At 45.1% G+C, this 20,837-nt stretch carries 16 protein-coding genes; 3 read left to right on the top strand and 13 right to left on the bottom strand.

From position 1 onward, the window contains the following. Positions 1-5: 5 nt before the first annotated feature. The gene (locus R7Q38_RS01995; protein WP_005373369.1) at positions 6-458 is read left to right on the top strand and encodes an Lrp/AsnC family transcriptional regulator; all 453 of its coding nucleotides are present in this window, start codon (positions 6-8) and stop codon (positions 456-458) included. Positions 459-512: 54 nt separating this feature from the next. Here the strand turns inward: R7Q38_RS01995 and tssG are convergent, their stop codons facing one another. From tssG to R7Q38_RS01930, 13 genes are all read right to left on the bottom strand, one after another. Next, entirely contained in the window at positions 513-1,511 is a 999-nt protein-coding gene (gene tssG, locus R7Q38_RS01990) for a type VI secretion system baseplate subunit TssG (RefSeq protein ID WP_005373373.1), read from the bottom strand. Beyond that, positions 1,508-3,256: a type VI secretion system baseplate subunit TssF gene (gene tssF, locus R7Q38_RS01985; protein ID WP_042523535.1), complete on the bottom strand. Its 1,749-nt coding sequence runs from the start codon at positions 3,254-3,256 to the stop codon at positions 1,508-1,510. Before tssF ends, tssG begins: the two co-directional genes overlap by 4 nt. 10 nt (positions 3,257-3,266) lie before the next feature. Continuing rightward, a complete protein-coding gene (gene tssE / locus R7Q38_RS01980; protein ID WP_005373376.1) occupies positions 3,267-3,677 on the bottom strand; it encodes a type VI secretion system baseplate subunit TssE in 411 nt (136 codons plus the stop codon). 61 nt (positions 3,678-3,738) lie between these two features. Beyond that, positions 3,739-5,214: a type VI secretion system contractile sheath large subunit gene (gene tssC / locus R7Q38_RS01975; RefSeq protein WP_005373378.1), complete on the bottom strand. Its 1,476-nt coding sequence runs from the start codon at positions 5,212-5,214 to the stop codon at positions 3,739-3,741. Positions 5,215-5,222: 8 nt separating this feature from the next. Next, positions 5,223-5,729, bottom strand: coding sequence for a type VI secretion system contractile sheath small subunit (tssB, locus tag R7Q38_RS01970; RefSeq protein ID WP_005373381.1), 507 nt, complete (start codon positions 5,727-5,729; stop codon positions 5,223-5,225). 26 nt (positions 5,730-5,755) lie between these two features. Next, positions 5,756-7,330: a type VI secretion system protein TssA gene (tssA, locus tag R7Q38_RS01965; protein ID WP_149192103.1), complete on the bottom strand. Its 1,575-nt coding sequence runs from the start codon at positions 7,328-7,330 to the stop codon at positions 5,756-5,758. Further along, positions 7,317-9,317 carry a serine/threonine protein kinase gene (locus R7Q38_RS01960; protein WP_171345597.1) on the bottom strand — a complete coding sequence of 667 codons (2,001 nt, stop codon included), beginning with the start codon at positions 9,315-9,317 and terminating at the stop codon, positions 7,317-7,319. The genes tssA and R7Q38_RS01960 overlap by 14 nt, the downstream gene beginning before the upstream one ends. A gap of 237 nt (positions 9,318-9,554) precedes the next feature. Then, complete coding sequence (locus R7Q38_RS01955; protein WP_239939285.1) at positions 9,555-10,499, bottom strand: hypothetical protein; 945 nt, start codon at positions 10,497-10,499, stop codon at positions 9,555-9,557. Next, entirely contained in the window at positions 10,492-11,484 is a 993-nt protein-coding gene (locus tag R7Q38_RS01950) for a DUF2169 domain-containing protein (protein ID WP_239939286.1), read from the bottom strand. The genes R7Q38_RS01955 and R7Q38_RS01950 overlap by 8 nt, the downstream gene beginning before the upstream one ends. Then, a complete protein-coding gene (locus tag R7Q38_RS01945; protein WP_318113989.1) occupies positions 11,465-12,790 on the bottom strand; it encodes a hypothetical protein in 1,326 nt (441 codons plus the stop codon). Before R7Q38_RS01945 ends, R7Q38_RS01950 begins: the two co-directional genes overlap by 20 nt. Positions 12,791-12,884: 94 nt before the next feature. Beyond that, positions 12,885-13,367: a hypothetical protein gene (locus R7Q38_RS01940; protein WP_025767908.1), complete on the bottom strand. Its 483-nt coding sequence runs from the start codon at positions 13,365-13,367 to the stop codon at positions 12,885-12,887. Between the two features lie 2 nt (positions 13,368-13,369). Further along, positions 13,370-15,448 (bottom strand): type VI secretion system tip protein VgrG, encoded by a 2,079-nt coding sequence (tssI, locus tag R7Q38_RS01935; protein ID WP_005373412.1) that lies wholly within the window; start codon positions 15,446-15,448, stop codon positions 13,370-13,372. Positions 15,449-15,520: 72 nt separating this feature from the next. Then, entirely contained in the window at positions 15,521-16,039 is a 519-nt protein-coding gene (locus R7Q38_RS01930; protein ID WP_005373415.1) for an Hcp family type VI secretion system effector, read from the bottom strand. A 456-nt stretch (positions 16,040-16,495) separates the two neighbouring features. Here R7Q38_RS01930 and tssH point away from each other — a divergent pair, with 456 nt between their 5' ends. Together tssH and R7Q38_RS01920 are read left to right on the top strand one after the other, a co-directional pair. Then, positions 16,496-19,174, top strand: a complete 2,679-nt coding sequence (gene tssH / locus R7Q38_RS01925; RefSeq protein ID WP_213893499.1) for a type VI secretion system ATPase TssH — start codon at positions 16,496-16,498, stop codon at positions 19,172-19,174. Further along, positions 19,161-20,792 (top strand): sigma-54-dependent Fis family transcriptional regulator, encoded by a 1,632-nt coding sequence (locus tag R7Q38_RS01920; RefSeq protein ID WP_033906404.1) that lies wholly within the window; start codon positions 19,161-19,163, stop codon positions 20,790-20,792. The genes tssH and R7Q38_RS01920 overlap by 14 nt, the downstream gene beginning before the upstream one ends. The last annotated feature ends 45 nt before the right edge of the window (positions 20,793-20,837 follow it).

Here is a 20,837-nt window from a genome sequence, read left to right as displayed (position 1 = left end):
AACACATGATTTCAAACATGACTTTACAAGGTTTAGATAAATTAGATCGAAAAATACTTTCAAGTCTATTGTCGAATGGGCGAGAGTCGATTGCGAATCTATCCCGAAACATTGGTTTGTCTCGAACAGCAGTAGCAGAAAGAATTAATCGTTTAGAAAAGACCGGTATTATCAAAGGCTATACCGCACAGATTCGTGTAGAAAATGAAGGGCGAAAAGCCGCTAGTTATCTACTGATCTCTTGTGAAAAGGGTAAGAAGAATGATGTAACGAATGCACTTAAAGAAATCCCTGAGGTTCGCTTAACGAGCGTTGTTGGTGGCAACTTTGATATTATTGCCCTAATTGAAGCGCCCGACCTGCAGTCTATTCATCATCTTTGTAATGAAATTGAATCATTTAACGGCATTCAAAGGCTTGATACTACCGTTGTACTGCATCAGCCGATCAGTCGTTAAGCTTTTCTGACCTCTTTGAGGAAAACATAAAGGGCCGCTCGTTGAGCGGCTTTCTTATATGCTTCCGATAAGTCGAATTTTGGCGTCTTTATCACCTGGGTTTCCTAGCCAGAACGTTTGACCTAGTTGGTTCCCTTCTCCATTACCCAGTTTGTTTTCTGGAATACTGTCTAGGTTAACTGTCAACTTTAGGTCCCACGACATTGGGTCACGCAGAATAAAGCGCATCAAGCCCACCAGCGTCTTATGTAACTCACCATCGTAGGAAAACTGCTTAAACGTTTCAAAATCAATGTTGTCGATACACAAGTTAAACTTGCCGTTCAAATCCGCAATGCTTTGCCCCAAGTGTAAGCTTTGCCCCAATACACAATTGGAGCGGTTGAGTTTGTTACGCTGGCTTTCAGCGATTTCTACGCGTCTATAAACCCATTCTTCGATTCGCACATTCGGCAGTGAAAAGTAGTGCGAAACAATACCGGAAATAAGCTTGGGTGAGCGTGTACGCGTAGATAACTGGTTCACGTAAGACAGAACTTTCGCTCGATCTAACTCCGCTACTTCACAATCTTGCATAACGCTTGACAGACCAGCCAAATGCAGTATGCGCCCAGAAAACGCATCGCTCGCCCCGCTTTTGTACTGCACGTGATATCGGTATTTCTTCCAAACACGATACAGTAAGCTTGTATAGCGGTTGTGGAAAAAGTCGAAGAAGTCCTTCACTGGGTTATCATCGGGATCACGACCGACGAGTTTCTCAGTGTAAGACGCAGGTAGGGGCGAGCTTGAACCATGCAAGCCAAGAAAGTTCGTCTCAATACGTGAATATTGCTGTCCGTTTCTTTCCATATGAGTAATAAAATCCATATCACTCTTTGGAAAGCACAGGTTTGGCGACACGCTGAACTCAATTCGCTCTTGATGGAAGTATTTGTTCTCGCCCACGGCAACAAAGTTTGAGTTTGGCTCCAGCTGGTAGTGTTTCTCTAACAGCAACACTGCTTGGTAGAAACTAAACTCATTCGACTTATCAGAAAGTGTGTTAATCATAGTATCGTCTGCTGCCCGATTAGGCTTGCCCAGTTGTAAACCTCGCCCGTCGCTTCATCGAACACCTCTAGTTCGGTAAAGGAGTTCACACTCGAATACAAACGGATAAATTCATTCAATACCGTGGCCATAAGGAACATATCGCCTTCATTTACGAAGAACTTAGAGTCCGTCACGAGCTTGAATTGGTTACCACGCACAGATACACCACGAAATACGCGATCGATTGGTTTCATCTCTGAAGAAATAATGCCATCAAGTCGATGAATCGACGCGCGGTGGGCTTGTCTATCGACTCGAGAGTGGAAATCATAAGTCGAGAGCAACACTTTCAACACATCGATATTGGCCAAAGACAAGTAGTTGAGCGACATGTTGGCAATCAACTGCCATTGAAGCTCACCATTAACCTGAGGACTTACTGACTGTGTTGGCTTAGTAATGTTTTTAAACGTCGCATACGTTGGCGATTTGTGCGTCGCGTACGTGATGTCTCCTACTGACAGGCGCTCCGCTAAGTCCGCGTTACTGCATTGCAGTTTCATCAATACTGTTTCAGTCCCTAAATCCGCGATGTCGCCATTGTGAGTATGGAATGAGATATAGCGCTCTAACCCTCTTCCGCTTACTCGCTCGCCCACTTTGGATTTGTAGAACTCTCGCTTATCACGCTGGTTGATTTGGTGCTCAAACGATTCAAATTCAATCAGTGGTTTTCGGCGACGCTCGTCTTTACTCCAGCTCTCCACTTGCTCAATGGAATAAACCTCGTAATGCTCCTGAGTGTTACTTTGTGGACGCACCTTGTACTCGTTTCGTCGATGCTCTAAACGGATTGGGTCGCCGTCTTTTTCAAACAAGTTAACCGCAGGTGTGCAGTGCAACCTTAAGTGTTTATCTTTAAGTACCACTTCTGAAGGCAAAGCACGCTTAAAGTGGAATTTGATTTTGACCGTGCTGCGTTGCGGAATGCCTTTTAGCCACTCTAAGCCCTTGATGTCGAAGAACATGAACTTATCTGGCAAAGAGAAGAATTCTTGTAGCAAGCGGTAACCTGCAAAGGAGTTTTTGCTGTAAGGCAGCAGCGCCTCGTCCTCTTCATGCCCGACTGGCTTAACGTACTCTGGCCCTAAACGATGTTTGTAGCCACCACCAACATCCAACTCGACGTAATCTAGATAACGGAACAGCCATAAGAAGACAGTGCGAGTAATATGAATCTCACCATGCAGGTGCAAACGCAACGTATCTAAACCGATACGAGACAGCTCAAGGCCATGCTCCGTCGATAACGTCACATCAATCATCGAGCTGGTGCGGCTGTTAGTTTGTTCGATGTTAGTAATCGTAACTGGGTATAGATTGACGTCATAACAAGTACGGAACAAACACTGCGTGCCTTCTACCTGTTCGCTGGCCATTTCCGCACCACGTTTCACCACGGTTTTCTCAGTAACACTTCCGGTATGCGGTTTTAGTTCGCTAATGCACAAAGACGGGATCGAACGCATGTAATGTGGCCACAGCAAAGTCATCAGAGATTGCGTAAGCTCAGGAAGTTCATCGTCAATCTTTTCGCGGATGCGTCCGGTCAAAAAAGCAAAACCCTCCAGCAATCGTTCGACATCTGGATCAAAAGTTCCTTCAGAGAGAAAATGAGTTAACTTCGGATGATATTTGGCAAACTCACTACCCGACTCGCGTAAATACGTGAGTTCATCTTGAAAGTATTTACTGTTACTCAAGTGGCACCTACTAAACGTTAAATTGGCCGTCGGTTCCCATGTAGACATCGATCGACATTGGGACTTTACCGCCGTTATGGGAAACTTCGCCGCGAATACCAAAGCCGAGTTGTAATGGATTATGGTGGTCTTCACGGTAATGAACCTCGACATTCAGCAGTCGGGGCTCAAAGCGTTCTATGGTTGACGTGATGTTTTTTTGAATATGGCGAACGAGGTTTGTGTTGTTAGAAAGTACGTCGTTAAAATCTGGCAGACCATACTCATTGTCGATCATTGCGTTGCCGGAATGCGTATTCAACAAGTCAGCGAGATGCGAGTGAATGGATTCAATCAAATGCTTATGAGACACCACTTTCTCGTAGCAGTTTTTTGGTTCTCCTAGCTCGATCCGCTCTAAAAGACGGTAACCTTTTTCCATATGCGATCCTACGAAAAAAGCAGCCAGTCTTCACTGGCTGCTTGATGGTTTCAGTAATGGGTTATTGGTCTAGCTTACCAACTAGAGACAAGTCGAAGCTTGCGCCCATGTACTTGAAGTGAGGACGTACAGACATCGATACTTTGTACCAGCCTGGATCGCCTTCTACGTCTGATACTTCAACCTTCGCAGCGCGAAGTGGGCGGCGACCACGAACTTCCGCTGGCGGGTTCTCTTGGTCAGAAACGTATTGACGAATCCACTTGTTCAATTCGATTTCTAGGTCAGAACGCTCTTTCCAAGAACCAATTTGCTCACGCTGTAGCACTTTTATGTAGTGCGCTAAACGGTTGATAATGAACATGTAAGGAAGCTGAGTACCTAGCTTGTAGTTCATCTCGGCTTGTTTGCCTTCAGGCGTGTTCGCAAACACTTTTGGTTTTTGAACAGAGTTTGCAGAGAAGAACGCCGCATTGTCAGAACCTTTACGCATGGTTAGCGCAATGAAGCCTTCTTCCGCTAGCTCGTACTCACGACGGTCAGAAACCAGGATCTCGGTTGGGATCTTAGTCTCGATTTGACCCATAGCTTCAAAGTTGTAAACCGGTAGATCTTGTACAGTACCACCGCTTTGAGGACCAATAATGTTCGGACACCAACGGTACTTAGCAAATGATTCACTGATCTTAGACGCCATCGCGTACGCTGAGTTGCCCCATAGGTAGTTATCATGGCTGTCTGTTACTTGCTCATCGTAGTCAAACGCCTTGATTGGGTTATCTTCAACAGAGTAAGGTGTACGTAGCATAAAGCGAGACGTACATAGACCTAGGTAGCGCGCATCTTCGTGCTCACGCAGACCACGCCATTTCGCGTACTGTGGACCTTCGAATACAGACTTCAGATCTTTTAGGTTTGGCAGCTCTTCGTAGCTGTCTAGACCAAAGAATTTAGCCGATGCCGACGTGATGAATGGTGCGTGAGACATTGCACCTACGTTAGCCATGTATTCCATCAATTTGATGTCAGGCGACGAAGCTGACATAGCGTAATCACAAATGACGGCGCCAACAGGTTTACCACCGAACTGGCCGTATTCACGTGTGTAGATTTGCTTGTACAGGCCAGACTTCACCACCTCTGGAGCGTCTTCGAAGTCATCAAGAACTTCGTCTTTCTTCGCAGAGATCAGTTCAATTTGAATGTTCTCGCGGAAGTCAGTGTGATCAACCAGGTACTTAAGGCCACGCCACGTTGATTCAATCGCTTGAACTTCTTCGTTGTGAAGAATTGCATCAACTTGCTTAGACAATTTTTGGTCGATTTCAGAGATCATCAGATCAACCAGAGATTGGTCGACTTTCTCTGTGTTCGAACTGCTTAGTAGCTCACTGATGAATGCTTCTACGCCGCGTTTTGCAACGTCAAAACCTTCATCACTTGGCTTTAAACGTGTTTCGTTAAGAATGCTATCCAGAAGTGAGCCTGATTCAACTAAGGCTGCTTCTTGTTCTGGCGCTTGTGCTTCTGCAGACATGATATCCCTTACTCTTCTTTCGCGTCTTGGTCGTTGCCAATGCTTAGTTCATCCAACAGTTTCTTTCTCGCTTCTTCATCTTGAAGAACCGATGCGATCTTCTTACGGAACGCAGGAACATTTCCTAGAGGACCTTTAAGTGCAACCAAGGCTTCGCGAAGCTCAAGTAGGCTGTTTAGTTCAGGTACACTTTTCGCGATCGCTTCAGGAGAGAAGTCCTTCATGTTTTGGAACGTCAGATCAACACCAATCTGGCCGCCTTCTTCATCAGAAAGACGGTTTTCAACGTTGACTTTAACGTTTGGAGACATGCCCTCTAGCACTTCGTTAAAGTTGTCTTTGTCAATGTTAATTGGAGTACGTTCTTCAATTGGTGTCTCATCTGCACGCGCAGTAAAGTCGCCAACTACCATCATGCTTAGCGGCAGCTCTACGTCTTCTTGCGTATCGCCAGTTGCTGGAACATAACGGATATTAATTCGCTCTTTAGGAGCCACCGAGCCGTCACGTGACATAATTCGTTCCTTATCTAACTCTTTAATTAGTCGTAAATTGCTTTCCACTCTTCATACTTCTCAGGTAGAAGATCCTTGCTTCCAAATAACCGATGGAGTGTTTTTCGAATTAGGTCTTCTAACTGTGACGATAAGTGGGGTTCCCAGCTCGCGAGATTAAACGCTTTTTGTACTTCCCACCCCTTCTCAAGATACGGCAAACACAACGGGTATAATCCAACAGACTGGTAAGCTGCTATCAATTGTAAATACAGCATGAACTGCCCACGTCCCGAGCTATCCAGCTCAAGTTTGCGGGCAAGCTCTGCGGCACATTCCCCTAGATTTTCTAGAGTGATATCCTCCATTGGCAGCGAGTCTTCCTGCGAAATCACAACCGTTTGAACAACGGGTTGAGAAGTCGAAGAAGTAGTATCTTGAGTCGATAACCAGCTCAAGGTCGCTTCATCTGCAAATGGTATAGAATTCTTAAATGAGAGGTGCTCGATGCCCTCTAGCGATTCAACAAAACGCGTCACTTCTTGTTTCACAGCAAGTGCTGCATCATCAAAGCCCAAGTTATTAAGCATCGAATACACGAAGTAATGGCCCGTCAGCCAAAATGGCGCATCCGTTAATGTGCGCTCCAAACGCTTAATGGTGTCGATGTCGCTTTCTTGGTCAGCTTTATCTCGGTATTCTGCTTGTTGATCGGACGACACTGCCAAGCTCAAAGGCGTTTGATTATTTTGGTGGTCGGGTAGACCATCAATGTCATCCCAAGTCAGATGACGATAAATCCGGTAAGCCAGCGGATCACTTGGGTTCGCATGAAGCATGACTTCCGCAACCTTCTTCAAGGTGCGCTTAGAAGCCGTCGGCGAAGAGAAGTCCGTATCGACATCGACTTCTTTTGCTACCGCTTTCTTAACTGGCGCAGGTTTAGGGGCCGGCGGAACCGCCTTCACCGGTGCGGTTTGCACTTCACTCTGCGCTGGCGTTTCTGCGGCAGCAGGCTGCGTAGCTGGTGCAGGCGCCGCTTGTTCGACGTTAACGACTGCATCATCGCTCTGCTCATCAGCCGCCGCTTGTTGAGATAAAACATTGAGTTGAGTGCGAATCTCAAAGAAATCCGCTTCTGAGTCTTGATAAACCTCGTCGTATTGACGCTGCACTTCTTCAATAGTCGAAATGCAGTTTGATACCAAATCCCATGACTGAGCGCTTTCCGCTAACTTGCTGCTGACCAGTTTAAACTGATGGTTCAACCATTCGACCGCGCCATCTCGACCCCGCTTTCGGGAAGGATACAATTCAACGCCAAAGCGACTTAACGCCTCACTAAGCAGCTTTAGACCTTGTTCAAAGCCTTGCAGACCAAACTCTTCTGTTAGCGCGCGAACGAGGTAACAAATGGCTTTTAAGTCTTTACTGTGGTGCTCTAGAACTTCAGTCGCGTGCGTTTTTACTACGCTCCAATCTACTGTTTCGCCAAACAAGGAACCGAATTTCTTCACTTCGGATTCCATCATTTCATAGCAAAACTCGTAACGGGCATCGTTACCCACTGGAGATTCATCAGAAATAGGATTAAGCAGACGATCGATATCAATGTTGGACAAAATTCACGTCTCCTTCAGTCAAGTAATCTCTCAACGCACGCGCTACCGCAATTGCGCCATTTGCTGGCTTAGATAATCGATGGCTCTGCTCTATCGCATCCGACGCCATGCTATCTAGAATTTTCGTGATTTCTGTAAATTTACTTGGTGCATTCCGTTCTAAATCGGCAAGGGATTCATGTAGCTTTTGTTTGTCGTAAACGGATTGCTCCATCACGGTGCTAAACAAAATAAATTCGCTTCTTGCGACGATTAAATCCTTTATTTTTTTGTCTAGTTCTGGCGTATTACCGAAGTAGGCTTTGGCTAATTCAGCTTCTTCAATTGCTTTGGTGTAAAAGTGGGCCTCTGCATGTTTATCGATGGAGTCATTAATATTTTCCATCACAGTCTTTGGTAAGATTTGGTTGTAGAAATAGGCTTGTGACTGGTTTAACAGCCATGCCTCTTTCATTTCATTTTCTGCGAGCTTAGCTTCACCATCTAAAATTAAGCGAGCAATCTGCTTATCTCGACTGCCAGCTATGGAAGATACTTTCATGGAATCGATAGACGCGACATTTAACCCAGACATCACTTTAGTCAACGCCTCATCCGCATATGGAAACAGGGCACCGTCACGAACAAGGGTTTCTCGCAAGGTGACAAGCTCCTTACGTAATTCGACTAATGCCATTGGTAAGCCATCCGCTAACGATTGATACGACGTTAACTGAGCCTGTTTTTCTTCATATAAACTCGAGAGGCTTAACTGCTGAGCTTGATATGCTGTTCGATAAGCTTCTGTCATATCAATACTCTGAGTAGCTTGAGACAGTTCTTCTTTGATTTTCCATGGAGGCTGAGCCAAAAAAGAAGCCGTTTCAGAGGGCGTAATAACGTGAGTTACAGTAGTGACACCTCGGGAAAAAATGGCATCCAATTGATCTTTATTCTGTTGATATAAATAACTTCCTGCTGTTGCCAGCACACTCAACACTAAGCTCGCCTCTAATATTTTAAAGCGACCATACGCCGTTTTATCATTTGGCTTACAGTGTGTAAGCAGCAAGTCCGCGTTACGCAAGCTACTGAAAATTGGTGCGTTAGAATTTGAGCTAATTGATTGCGTATCGATTCGCGCTAACTGTTGAGCAAAAGAAATAGCGGTATAGCCATGCCCTCTTGGTTTGTTGATGACTTCTTTCAGCAATTTCCAAATATGAGCCGGGATCAAAGCCGGACGCTTTCGATCTTTTAACTGCTTATTCCATGCATCACCAAATATTGATCCTAAAAATAGGTGTCCAGCGAGCAAAGCGAGAGAGTAAACATCATCTTGCGGTTCCGCGATGCCAGTTTCTATATAAAGAGGGGAAGCGTAGCTCAAGCTTGCTTCTGCGTAAGGTTCTGTCTCTCCAATGTAACGAGCAGCGCCGAAATCAATGAGCTTAACGTAATCGCCTTCACTCACTAATACGTTAGATGGTTTAATATCAAGATGGCAGATACCTCTTGTATGCATAAACTCTAGAGCGCCAGCGAGTTGATACACCAACCAAGCGATGTGGTCGTGGCGAAAGCCTTTAGAAGAATGACGCTCCATTTTTTCTGCCAGTGATTCACCTTGGATCCACTCGTACATCAAATATGGGCGTTCGAATTCGTTGCCGATTTTTACAAAGTTAGCCACGCTAGGGTGTTGAGAAAGCTCCAGCCTGCTCGCTTCGTTAATCAACATTTTGCTCGCAAATTCTGGCGAGTCATCATTGATAACTTTGCAACAGATTTGCTTCTCTGGCTGCCCTTTTTTTGCAAGATGGTAAACCGTTGTCTTACCATTTTTAGAAGGAAGCTTGTCTAATACATCAAACTGTGAAAAAAGCACGTACTCAAGCTTCGGCTTATTTTTTTCTGCTAGCCTTTGCTCATTCAGTTTCTTTTTCTCAATAGCTTTAACAACCAACTGATCGATATATCCTTTGGCTGTACTCTGATTATTAGACACTTAGTACTCTTTCATAGAATAAATATTATTAGAGTTGAATAATATTTTCTTGAACGTACTTGTATCAAGGTTGGTATTTAAAACAAACAGTAAGCCTATTATTTTAGTTATTATTACTAACTTATTAGACCTTTTTACTTACGCTTTCACTGCATGAGTTATACGCTTTTTCGTGTTACAAACTTCAACCTAATAATATGAGTATATTTTCATTGCCATTTGATCGATGAGTGCCCACTAACATTGCAGTAATTGGAGAACTCCTTTGTCACCATGAAAGTCGAACATTAACAATGTAGTTGGTTGCTTAAAGTGCTGCTCTCTGACCGCAAAGGCAATTAAAGCGAGAGAAGAACAACTACCCATTGTGCCCCACAACTCATTGATAAGCTGCGGTTGTTCTGGGTTCGTGAATCGTTCTGCTTTCGCCCCCAGAGCAAAGCCGTAATCTTCCGAATGCATGCGCAGGTTCGTCATATCGGAATACACTTCACCAAATGAATCGAGCTTTTTACTCGCACGTTGAACAAGTCGAAACATGCCTCTTCGGTCTGAAGTGTTTAATTCCGTATCAATGTAGCCAAGCTGCGCTTGAGGCTTAAGTTTCAATGTTTCTACGGTGTTTTTTCGACAAAGAATTAAACCCGCCCCACCCTCGCTCGGAATAACGCCCCATGGATTATTGGTACTCATTACCATCGCATCGTCGATGAGTGTTTGCATCGAACTCACCAAGGAATCGACACTGATACACATCATAGCATCATATTTATCCAATGATTTCATGGCCTGGAGAACGAAACTGGGCCCACTGGCATAAACAGCATTCACCACAGAGAGAAATTCAGCATAGTTACTTTCACCAAGCCATTCTTGCACCTTTACTAGTGAAACAGACGCAGGCACCGCTATAAGCAAAGGTATTGGTCTCAATGAACGTGGTAACTGTGCTAACAATGAATCAAGCAAGTGGGTGATTAACTCACACGTTTTCTCAAACTGCTCACTTTCTTTGGTGTATTCGATTTTGGCGTAAGTAAAACGCTCGATACCATCATCCCCTACACATTGGTCGAATCTTCCTAAATCAGCATACGAAACTGCACTAGCAATATCTAAATTCATACCGGTTGGCGTCATCACTTCCATCCCTAGCACGTAACGGCCTGTTGAATTATGCATGCTCGCTTACCTCTTCCAACTTAGTGATGGATGTCGACACCAACAAATGCTCCTTGCCCTGACAAGGAAACGCAGCGGTGTAACTGATTGATATAGTCTTCTTTTCCGCATCAACGAATAAGGTGTAGATCGCCATATCAGCTTGATAGCTTTGATCTTTGAACGTCGCGATCGCACGGTATTTTTCTTTAGGAATTCGAAATGAAAGCGTGTCATCATGACAAAAACCACTCATCATCAAACGCTCCCCCCCACGAAGAAAGCCTTTGCACTGTTGATCAATAGGCGCGCTTTGGAAGAACCGCTTATCAAAATCGAGTGGCAACATTGGCTTGCGATTCTCAATCCAATCGTCATCGAACGTGCCGGCCAGCTTCTGGCGCGACTCAAAGAACGGAGGCACTGGCCCGAACCCCGCAACGCGTAGTTTTTTCGCGGCGGCACTCCAGTCCTCTCGGGGATAAAAAATCGAGGGTACTTTCTGTTCAAGCAATTCTTTGTTGGAGTCGGCAACCCCACCACCTATTCGGTTACGTAAATCACCGCCTACCGCGCAAGTGTAATCAATGTCTTTTTCAATAAATGGGACTGGATTGCTCAGCGTGATACTGCCAGCATGCTCAACCCATACGCGTTCCCCGTGAATAGCGAGAGTCTTATCGATATGACCATCAATCAACACGCGACACTCTTGGTATGTCACTGGCTTTTTCGCGTAACTGCGCGCTTTACCGTAAACAAGTACATCTGTATTGTCTTTGGTATACGCGAATTCGTGGTCAACTTTCATCGCAGAGAAGCCTTCTTCGCCCAAATATTGGGGATCATCGAAGATTTCACTTTCACCTAATTCGTGCCAAACCACACCATCGAATTGCCATGTGCGTTTGGCGACCACAACCCACACTTCATCGCCGTTTTCGTCACGTTGAAAACGACCTTTAAGTGATAGCTCAGGGTGCGCCTCAATATCCCATAACTGCATTGCTATTCCTTAAGTTGAATCGTTCGCTCGCAGAAGGTGCGGCCTTTAAATTGTTAAAGTTCCAGTCTTGTTGATGAATCGGCATTGCCATATCCCAAGGCACGTAGGCTCTGGATTGAATACAGATTTGGCACCATAGCCAGTCGCGGAACAGCACATCAACGTTAGAATCTTGCATCGCAGCTAACGTAGACTCGAAGCTCAATGCGTAACCCAAGCGGCTTGGTAGATTTTGGATATATTTTTCATCTTCCACCCACTCATTGAGCAGATCGACGATCTCTTCCCATTCATACTCGACACCAACATCTTGCGGATTCAGAGGAAGAAGCTTTCCGTAGACGACATACAAGGCTTGAAGCCAAATTTCACCCTCAGCTTCACCTTCCTCCAGACTTTCCAAGTGCTCGATGATTTGGGGTACCAGTTTCCAATCACCACCCAGCGCAAAATCAACAGGTGCTAATGAAGAAGAGATATCAAACGCCTCAAACTCTTTTAACTCAAGTAACTTGGCATAAGTGAGCACTTGCGCTGATGGTAATCCATTTGGTTCGATGCCAAAGCACTGACGGAACCAAGTGCCTCTGTCACGTTTGGTAATCAAACGTTCAAATAGATATTGTTCGCTGCCTGCATTGTCATTGAGCCAATCAATCCCCTCTTTCACGTCTTGTAAAGCGAGCAGTGGCAAAGCAACATGAGAGCTAATGATGCTGGCTTTGTGCCAGCGCTTGATGAGAGAAACACTTAATGTTTGACGTACACGTAAGCATTCAAAGTAAAACGCACTGGATGTCGCATTACCCTCAATAAGCTCCGAAAGCGTGCTATCCATAGATTCAACCGGAGATTGTACGGCAATGACCATTGCGGTTTTAGCGTCAATATCTTCGAGTAAACTCAAGCCGCACAAAAGGTTGTCCAACGCTGAGCCCAACTCGCCTTGTAGCATCAGCCAGCTGTAGATTTCTGGCTCTTTGCTTCTTAATTGATGAATCAACCCCGGTGCTAACCGATAAAACGACAAGTACACCTGCTTCAGTTCTTCAATTTGGCGTTCAATCAGCTTGAGATACGCCAACTCACGACTTGGATAACCCCTTTTGTGAATTTGAACTCGCTGCCTGATTAAAAAACCGATACTTTCAGAAGCAATGGACAGCTTTTCATTACAGAAATCCAGCCATGTTACTGGCAATTGGGAAAGGTCATTCACAGCGCGATCAGCTTTTGCTAACGCGCCTTCGACTTCTTGATTGGTTATGGGTGCCTTTAGGTGCTCGACACCGATTCTTTGTCGCATCTAGTTATCCGTTATTAGCGTGCCATAACGCGATTGCAATTAGTTAATACAAAGTAATTAGCTAACTCGACGTAAATTAGCTAATGCTAGGTAATTAGTTAATTGCGATCGTTCCGCCTTGAATTTTTTGTGCTTTTTCTGCTTGAGAAGTGACGTACTTCGCTTTAGTGGTAATTCGTCCATCGCGCCCGCTATAGCGAGTTTCTGTCTCACCACTTTTGACTACCAACTCTTGTTCTGTCTCGATAACCATCTTCTTCGCTCGCAATACAAACTCGTCAGAGTCATCCAGAATGGAGAAGAAAATGTCCGTCACAAGAGGCAAGCTTAAGTCGTCGTTCAAAAATTCAACTCGACAACTTAATCGATTATCGATAGCCATTTGCAGCTCAGAACGACGAAAGCCACGTCCTAGTCTCGCAGTGAGTGGCTGCTTAAATGGGTTACCATCAAAATCAACTCGCACACTGCCCGTAGACTCATTGATAGCCACTATTCTTCCAAAACGCGAAAAGCAAGCCGTTGATTCGGCTTGCTGCTCTGATATTACTTCTGTTGTAAGAGGTTGTTTTTCCATTGTTAGTTAACCACTACGTTGCCACCTTTCACGACGACTTTGTCACTGCCTTCGATCGTAATAGCCGAGCCTGATAACTTTATTGAACCATCACTGTTCATCACTAAAGAGGAACCACCCGTTTTCAATACAATCTTGTCGCCACTGATAATTTGCGTTGCACCATCAGCTTTATAAGCGGTGTTCCCTTTCACTGATACCGTTAAGTTGCCACCAACCGTCTGGTTATCATCCGCACCAATATCTGAACTCTTAGACGCACCGATAGTAAGGTTACTGTTTTCGCCAATATCTAAGTCATCATTTTTACCGATCTTAGTCGTACGGTTATCACCAATTTCTAAGTCAGAATTGTTTTTCACATACTGGGCTTCGTTCGCGTTGTATGTAACGGTAACGTCTTGCTCGACTGTCTCGGTAAACGTACTGTTTACCTGTGTCGTTTTATGCCCATGAATGGTTTCTTTATGGTCACCATGAACTTCATTCGTTTGGTGACGTGCAACCTTCAAGAATTCATCTTGACCGATATCACGGTAACGGTTGTTGAGCACCTTGGTCGACATGTCTTTTTGAGCGTGAATATAGACTTCTTCTTGGTTCGCTTCGTCTTCAAAACTCAACTCGTTGTAACCTGTTCCTTTGTGCGTTTGCGTGCGGAACGTGGTACGAGTTTTGTTTTCTGGCAAAGAGTACGGTGGGAAATGCAAACCGTTGTAAACTGCGCCCGTAACTAACGGACGATCTGGATCCCCCTCAAGGAAAGTTACTACGACTTCGTGGCCAATACGCGGCAAATAAACTGCGCCCCATGTTGGCGCAGCCATGGATTGGCTTACACGAATCCAACAGCTTGAATGCTCGTTGTTATCACCGTAGCGATCCCAATGGAACTGTACTTTCACTCGACCAAGCTTGTCGGTGTAAATCTCTTCACCTTCTGGTCCTACAACGACCGCCGTTTGAGGGCCATCCACTACTGGTGCCGCTAGTTTAGGCGCTTTAAACACCACATCACGTGGAATACACGAGAACTGGTTGTAGTAAGTGGTTGGCATACCACTCGCTTCATCTTCATGCACTTGCGGATCTTGACCTGTGTGCATTACAGACAACATGAGGTAATCGCGGTTAATCTCAGAACGCGGGTGGTCACTGACGTTAAAGCTGTAACCAGATGCTAAGCGCATTACGTCACTCGTTGCTTCCACTTGTTGATTATCGACTATGTGTTCCGACATCCACTCCGTGGTTCTCACCTGCCCCATCAGCGGGTCGACGTATCGTCCAGGATAATCAAACTGCTTGAGATCTTGGTCTAGCTCGCCAGCCTGTGTCATCTCTTGTGGAATTTTAGGGTGTTCGTAGTTGTAATCTGTGTACGTAACCTGTCCCGTTCTAACGCGGTTAACTAACTCGAGATCAGAGATATGTTCGCGATCGGCAACACCGCCACCATCGGCATGATAAACAATCGGCCCAATGTAAGAAGCATTTAGTGGCGAGCTTATCAAAGGTGCAATCGCGTCATTACTGTCGACAATGACCATCGTATGATTTGAATCGCTATGGTCAAAGTAATACCACATACCGTGTTCAGCCATCATACGCTGCACGAAGTGCAAGTCAGACTCACGGTATTGCAGAACGTATTCTTTTGGAGGATAAGTACCCGACACTTCAAATCGGTAATCGGTGACTGCCCCATCATCGAGTACTTCTGTGATGATGTCTTGCGCTGACTTTTGCTGGAAAATACGACAATCTTGGCGCTGAGATAAGAACCAAGCTTGAGGAACCAAGACTAATTGATAACGAGAAAAACGACGCCCAGTCCCTAAGTAACGAACTTCATTCACCACGCCGTTGAACACACGCGCAGCCCCAACACCTTGTCCGTAAAGTGTCAATGTTCCTGCTTTACGTATTAACTCATCGAACGAGATATCTGGATCAAGTGAAAGTAATGAGAGATTGATGTGGAAAGGCTTAGATAACTCTTCATGAACATGAAAGCTCTCAACCCGAAATTCATGCCCACATCCAGGCACTTCAAATTTAAATTCTACGTCATTCACCATATCTTTTACCTGATACAAATAATCGAATTAGGGCCAACAATCGTTGGCCCTGAATCTTTACGCGACGAGCAATTAAGCTTCGCGTGGAGCACGCCAGTCGTCGTTACCCGCAGTACCACAGTTTTCGTGAGTTACTTCGATCGCACGGTAAGTGAACTTAAGCACTTCTTCTGTCACGCGGTCAGCTGTTGCTGCGTCTTGACAGTGGTTCATACGAGTTTGGATATCGACAAGTAGCGCATCAATCAATTTGATTGAGTAGTAGTGCTCTTGTTTACCTTGAACTGAAGTGCGGTAGAAGCGGATCACACACTCAGGAAGTTTTTCGCCAGATACTAGTGCGTTGAATAGTAGTGGAGATGAGCGATCTTGAACTTTAGTTACAACAAGTGGACGGTGTACACGTTGACCAGTTGGCTGACCACTTTGTGGATCACGTGGAACTGTTAGCACGTGATCAAGTTCTTGTACTAGGAACTCATCAACGTGAGCTTCTTGCCATGTGTTACCTACTGAATCTGCAGAGTAAGTATCTTTAGTAATATGGCCTTGAGTCTCACCTTGGATAGACATATATGCTGGAGTTGGCATCGCTATTTCCTTTTCTAAAATCTGTTTTGTTTAAATCACCAAATCGCTTATCACCGCGACTACTTGGTATAATCAAAGTCCGTGCCAACTTTAAAAATACAATAAAAACAACAATTTACACAAATTAAGACATTATTCACTAATATCTTGAGTACAATTTATTGGATAAAAAACCAAAAAGTTGGATTAAGATAATAATAAATTGTTCTAACTTTAAAAAGTGAAAATAACCATATAAAACTGTGTAAATAAAGTCATTAAAACTAATAAATCCGACACTTTTACTATCAATTAATTTAGAATAACAACGCCATTAAAATAACCACAAACATTAATGTCACAATAATCATTAAAAATAACCAACAAACGATAGTCAAAATATCTTGATAAAAAAAGAACGCAATCACTTTTAGTATAATAGCCGCTACCTCTTTTCCTCTAAAGAATAAAATGGCTATGATAAATATAAACCTTTCTTCATTAATTCAGCGTCTACACCCGATTGCAAAAGTAGCATTAGAAGACGCCGCTGCACTTGCAGTCTCTGAAAAAGCAAACGAAGTTCAAATTGAGCATTATTTACTGAGTCTATTAGAAAGGCCAAATAGTGATTTTGACGTCTTATTAAGTCATTTTGATTGTTCTGAGAACTTATTAAGACAATCGGTTCGATCCACACTCGACACCAACGCCAAAGGAAATGGCAGCAAACCTGTTTTTTCTGCGTTATTAATCGAATGGTTACAAGAAAGCTGGCTGGTTTCTTCTTTAGATCTATCCGAAACACAAATCCGCTCTGGTGCCCTACTCCTTACTCTTGTTAGCAACCCTCTCCGTTACGGCCAACATGGTTACGCCTCTATCCTTGAATCGGTAAACCCTGACAGCCTTAAGCGTAACTTTGCAGAGCTAACAAGCCAATCTATTGAGGCGCAAGTTGCTACTTCAGAGAAAACACAAGCTCGTGAGGATGGCTCAGCACTGAGCAAGTTCACAACAGACTTCACTGGTAAAGCACGCAAAGGCGAAATCGATCCTGTTTTCTGCCGCGACCAAGAAATCCGCCAAATCGTGGACATTCTTGCTCGTCGCCGTAAAAACAACCCTATTGCTGTTGGTGAACCGGGCGTTGGTAAAACCGCAGTAGTAGAAGGCTTGGCACTTAAGATTGTACAAGGTGACGTACCAGACAACCTCAAAGGTGTTGAGCTTTACGGGCTAGATATGGGTCTTCTGCAAGCTGGTGCAAGCGTAAAAGGTGAATTCGAAAAACGCCTAAACGCGGTATTGGATGAAGTGAAAAACTCGCCAACCCCTATCATTCTTTTCATCGATGAAGCACACACCCTTGTTGGCGGTGGTAACCAAGCGGGCGGCAGCGACGCGGCAAACTTGCTAAAACCAGCCCTAGCGCGTGGTGAAGTGAAAACCATCGCCGCAACAACATGGTCGGAATACAAGAAGTACTTCGAGAAAGATCCTGCCCTTGCACGTCGTTTCCAATTGGTGAAACTCGACGAACCGTCTCCTGAGCAAGCAGCATTGATCATTCGTGGTCTGCGCCCAGCATACGAGAAGTCACACAACGTTTACGTGCGTGACGATGCTATCACTGCTGCGGCAGCACTTTCTGCTCGTTACATCTCTGGTCGTCAACTGCCAGACAAAGCGATCGATGTACTAGATACGGCGTGTGCTCGAGTGAACATCAGCCTTAATGCCATTCCTGCTTCTGTTGAGACTCTGCAACAAGAACTTGCAGCTCAACAGCGCGAGCTTGAAGCACTTGAGCGTGATGCTCTGCAGCAAACTGGCGACAAGCACAGCCTTGCTAACATTCCAGACCTAAAACTGGCAATGGAAACAACGAAAGAAGAGCTAGCAGAACAAGAAGCGCAATGGCACAAAGAAAAAGAGCAGATCCAAGAGATGATTGCTCTACGCTCTCGCTTACATGAACTGGTCTTTGGCGAAACAAATGAAGAAGAGCTTGTTGCAGACGAAGATTCAGAACAAGAGCAAGACGTTTCTCCATATACAGAAATGGACGAAGAAGCCGTTCGCATTGCAATTTCGGCCTGCCAAGAGCAGCTAGATGTAATCCGCAATGGCAACCCACTGGTTCACTTTGAAGTGGGCCCAGATGAAGTCAGCCATGTGATCTCGGACTGGACTGGTATTCCAATGGGTAAGATGCTTCAAGACGAAGCAGAAACCACGCTAAAACTGAAAGAAAGCCTAACACAAAGCATCAAAGGCCAAGAATACGCTATCGATGCACTGTCTGAAGGCATTCAAACTGCGAAAGCTGGTCTAGGTAACCCAGACGCACCAACAGGCGTATTCCTGCTGGTTGGCCCAAGTGGCGTGGGTAAAACCGAAACGGCTCGTGCGATCGCTGATCAAATGTTTGGTGGTGAGCGCTTTATGACGACCATTAACATGTCTGAGTTCCAAGAGAAGCACACGGTATCTCGCCTAATCGGTTCACCTCCGGGTTACGTAGGTTACGGTGAAGGCGGCATGCTGACAGAAGCGGTTCGTCAACGTCCATATTCTGTTGTTCTTCTTGATGAAGTGGAAAAAGCCGACCCTGAAGTGTTGAACCTGTTCTACCAAGTGTTCGACAAAGGCACGCTGAACGACGGCGAAGGCCGCACAATCGACTTCAAGAACACGCTGATCATCATGACCAGTAACCTTGCGACGCATGAGATCGAATCTTTGGTTCATCAATCCAAAGACATCGATGCAAACATCATCGCAGAAGCTATTCGCCCTACTTTGAACCAACACTTCAAGCCGGCGCTGTTGGCACGTATGTCAGTACTACCATTTGTTCCGCTGTCTGATGAAGCAATGACAGAAATTATTCACCACAAGCTGAACAAAGTTTCTCAGCGTCTACAGAGCCATCACAAGTTGTCTCTGAGCTACGAAGAAAGCTTGGTTGAGTTCGTACTAGGTAACTGTCGCCTTGCTGAAACGGGCGCGCGTAACATCGACGCGGTCATCAACCGTCAGTTGCTGCCGCAACTATCGACTCAGCTATTAGTGCATGACAAGGATGATTCACATACGCAAATCGAAGTGTCTGTCGATGAGCAAGGAACACTAACCTATGCGTTCAGCTAACCATAGCGAACTTAGTAACGCCCTACTTGCGATCAGTCAGTCTTTGGCTGATCGCAGCCAGCTTACCCAAACGTTGGATGCTGTGTTGACCGCTGCGAGACAAATGACCCTCGCAAAGCACGGCATCATTTACGTTTTGGACCAGACTGGGCAGGCGTTGATTCCAAGTACCGCTCACCATAACGATAAAACTATCGTTTCCCACCCTTGGGAAGCATTACAGTTAGACTCAGCCAGTGAGAACGACCCATTTAACTTTGCCATTCGTAATGGTGAAGTGGTGTTGATTAACGAGTTGTATAAGTACAACGGCTATGACTGCGAAAGCATCTATCAAACTGAGCAGACACTGGGATTAAAAAGCGAGAACTTATTGGCTTGGCCTTTGATTGATAGCGAAAGCAAAACCATTGGACTGTTAGTCTTACTCGATTTAAGTGTTATCGACAATGAAGCTGCATTGACTGAGTTTTGTCGTATGGCCGCGAGTAATATTCGCCAAGCTGTGTGGTTAGAGCAATACGGGCAAGTAATAAAAAATCTCAATGCCGACAATCAAGCCCTAGTGCGCGAGAACACTCAGCTCAAAAAACGTACCCAGAAAGCCTATCAAGGTCCTATTGCAGAGAGCGAAGAAATGCTCAATGTCTTGAATCGTCTTGATAAGGTGCTATCTCTTCCTGTCGACGTTCTGTTGCGTGGTGAAACGGGCGCTGGTAAAGAAGTGATCGCGAAATACATTCACGAAAACTCTAATCGTTCAGAACAGCCTTTGATCGTTCAGAACTGTGCGGCTATTCCAGAGCAGTTATTGGAATCTGAGCTTTTTGGGCATAAGAAAGGTTCATTTACGGGCGCAGACAAAGACAAAGTCGGTTTGTTTGAAGCAGCCAACGGCGGCACGCTTTTCCTAGATGAAATTGGCGATATGCCAATGCTACTGCAGGCAAAGTTACTGCGTGTACTACAAGAACGCAAAGTTCGCCCTATCGGTACCAGCAAAGAGATTGAGGTGGACGTTCGCGTTATCGCCGCAACCCACTGTAATCTTATGCAGCAAATCAAAGATGGCGGATTCCGTGCCGATTTGTTCTATCGTTTGAATGTGTTCCCTATTACATTACCACCATTGAGAGCTCGCAAGTCAGACATTATTCCCCTTGCCGAACATTTCGTGCAACACACAACCAACACGCTAGGTCTGCCGCAAGCGCCAGGGTTAAGTGCCAACGTACGTAAACAGCTCCTTGCCTACCAATACCCAGGGAACGTGCGTGAGCTTAAGAACATCATTGAGCGCTCGGTGCTACTGTCCGATTTTGAAACCATTACTCACATTGAGTTTGGCGAACAAATCCCAGAAGATGTACCAAGTATTGACATGAAAGCAGCTTCACCTACCCCAGAGCAACCTGCTTACGAGCAGCAAGCACAAGCGGATTTAGAAGACGTTTCAAAGAGCCTTAAGGACGTTGTCAGCCAATACGAGCGTACAGTAATCATCGATTGCTTAAATGCCTGTAATTGGCACACCAAGAAGGCCGCTGAGCAATTGGCGCTGCCAATGAGCACTCTCAACCATAAGATGAAGAAATACGACATTTCTGCAGCGGGTTGATGGGGCTTAAAAAGAAAATTCTAAATTCAGCATGAAGTCATAAGA

The organism is Vibrio sp. Vb0598 (assembly GCF_033338935.1).
In the GTDB taxonomy this organism is placed as follows: domain Bacteria; phylum Pseudomonadota; class Gammaproteobacteria; order Enterobacterales; family Vibrionaceae; genus Vibrio; species Vibrio alginolyticus.
The sequence above is the reverse complement of the archived record's forward strand: the minus strand, read 5'-3'. Positions and strand labels throughout refer to the sequence as shown.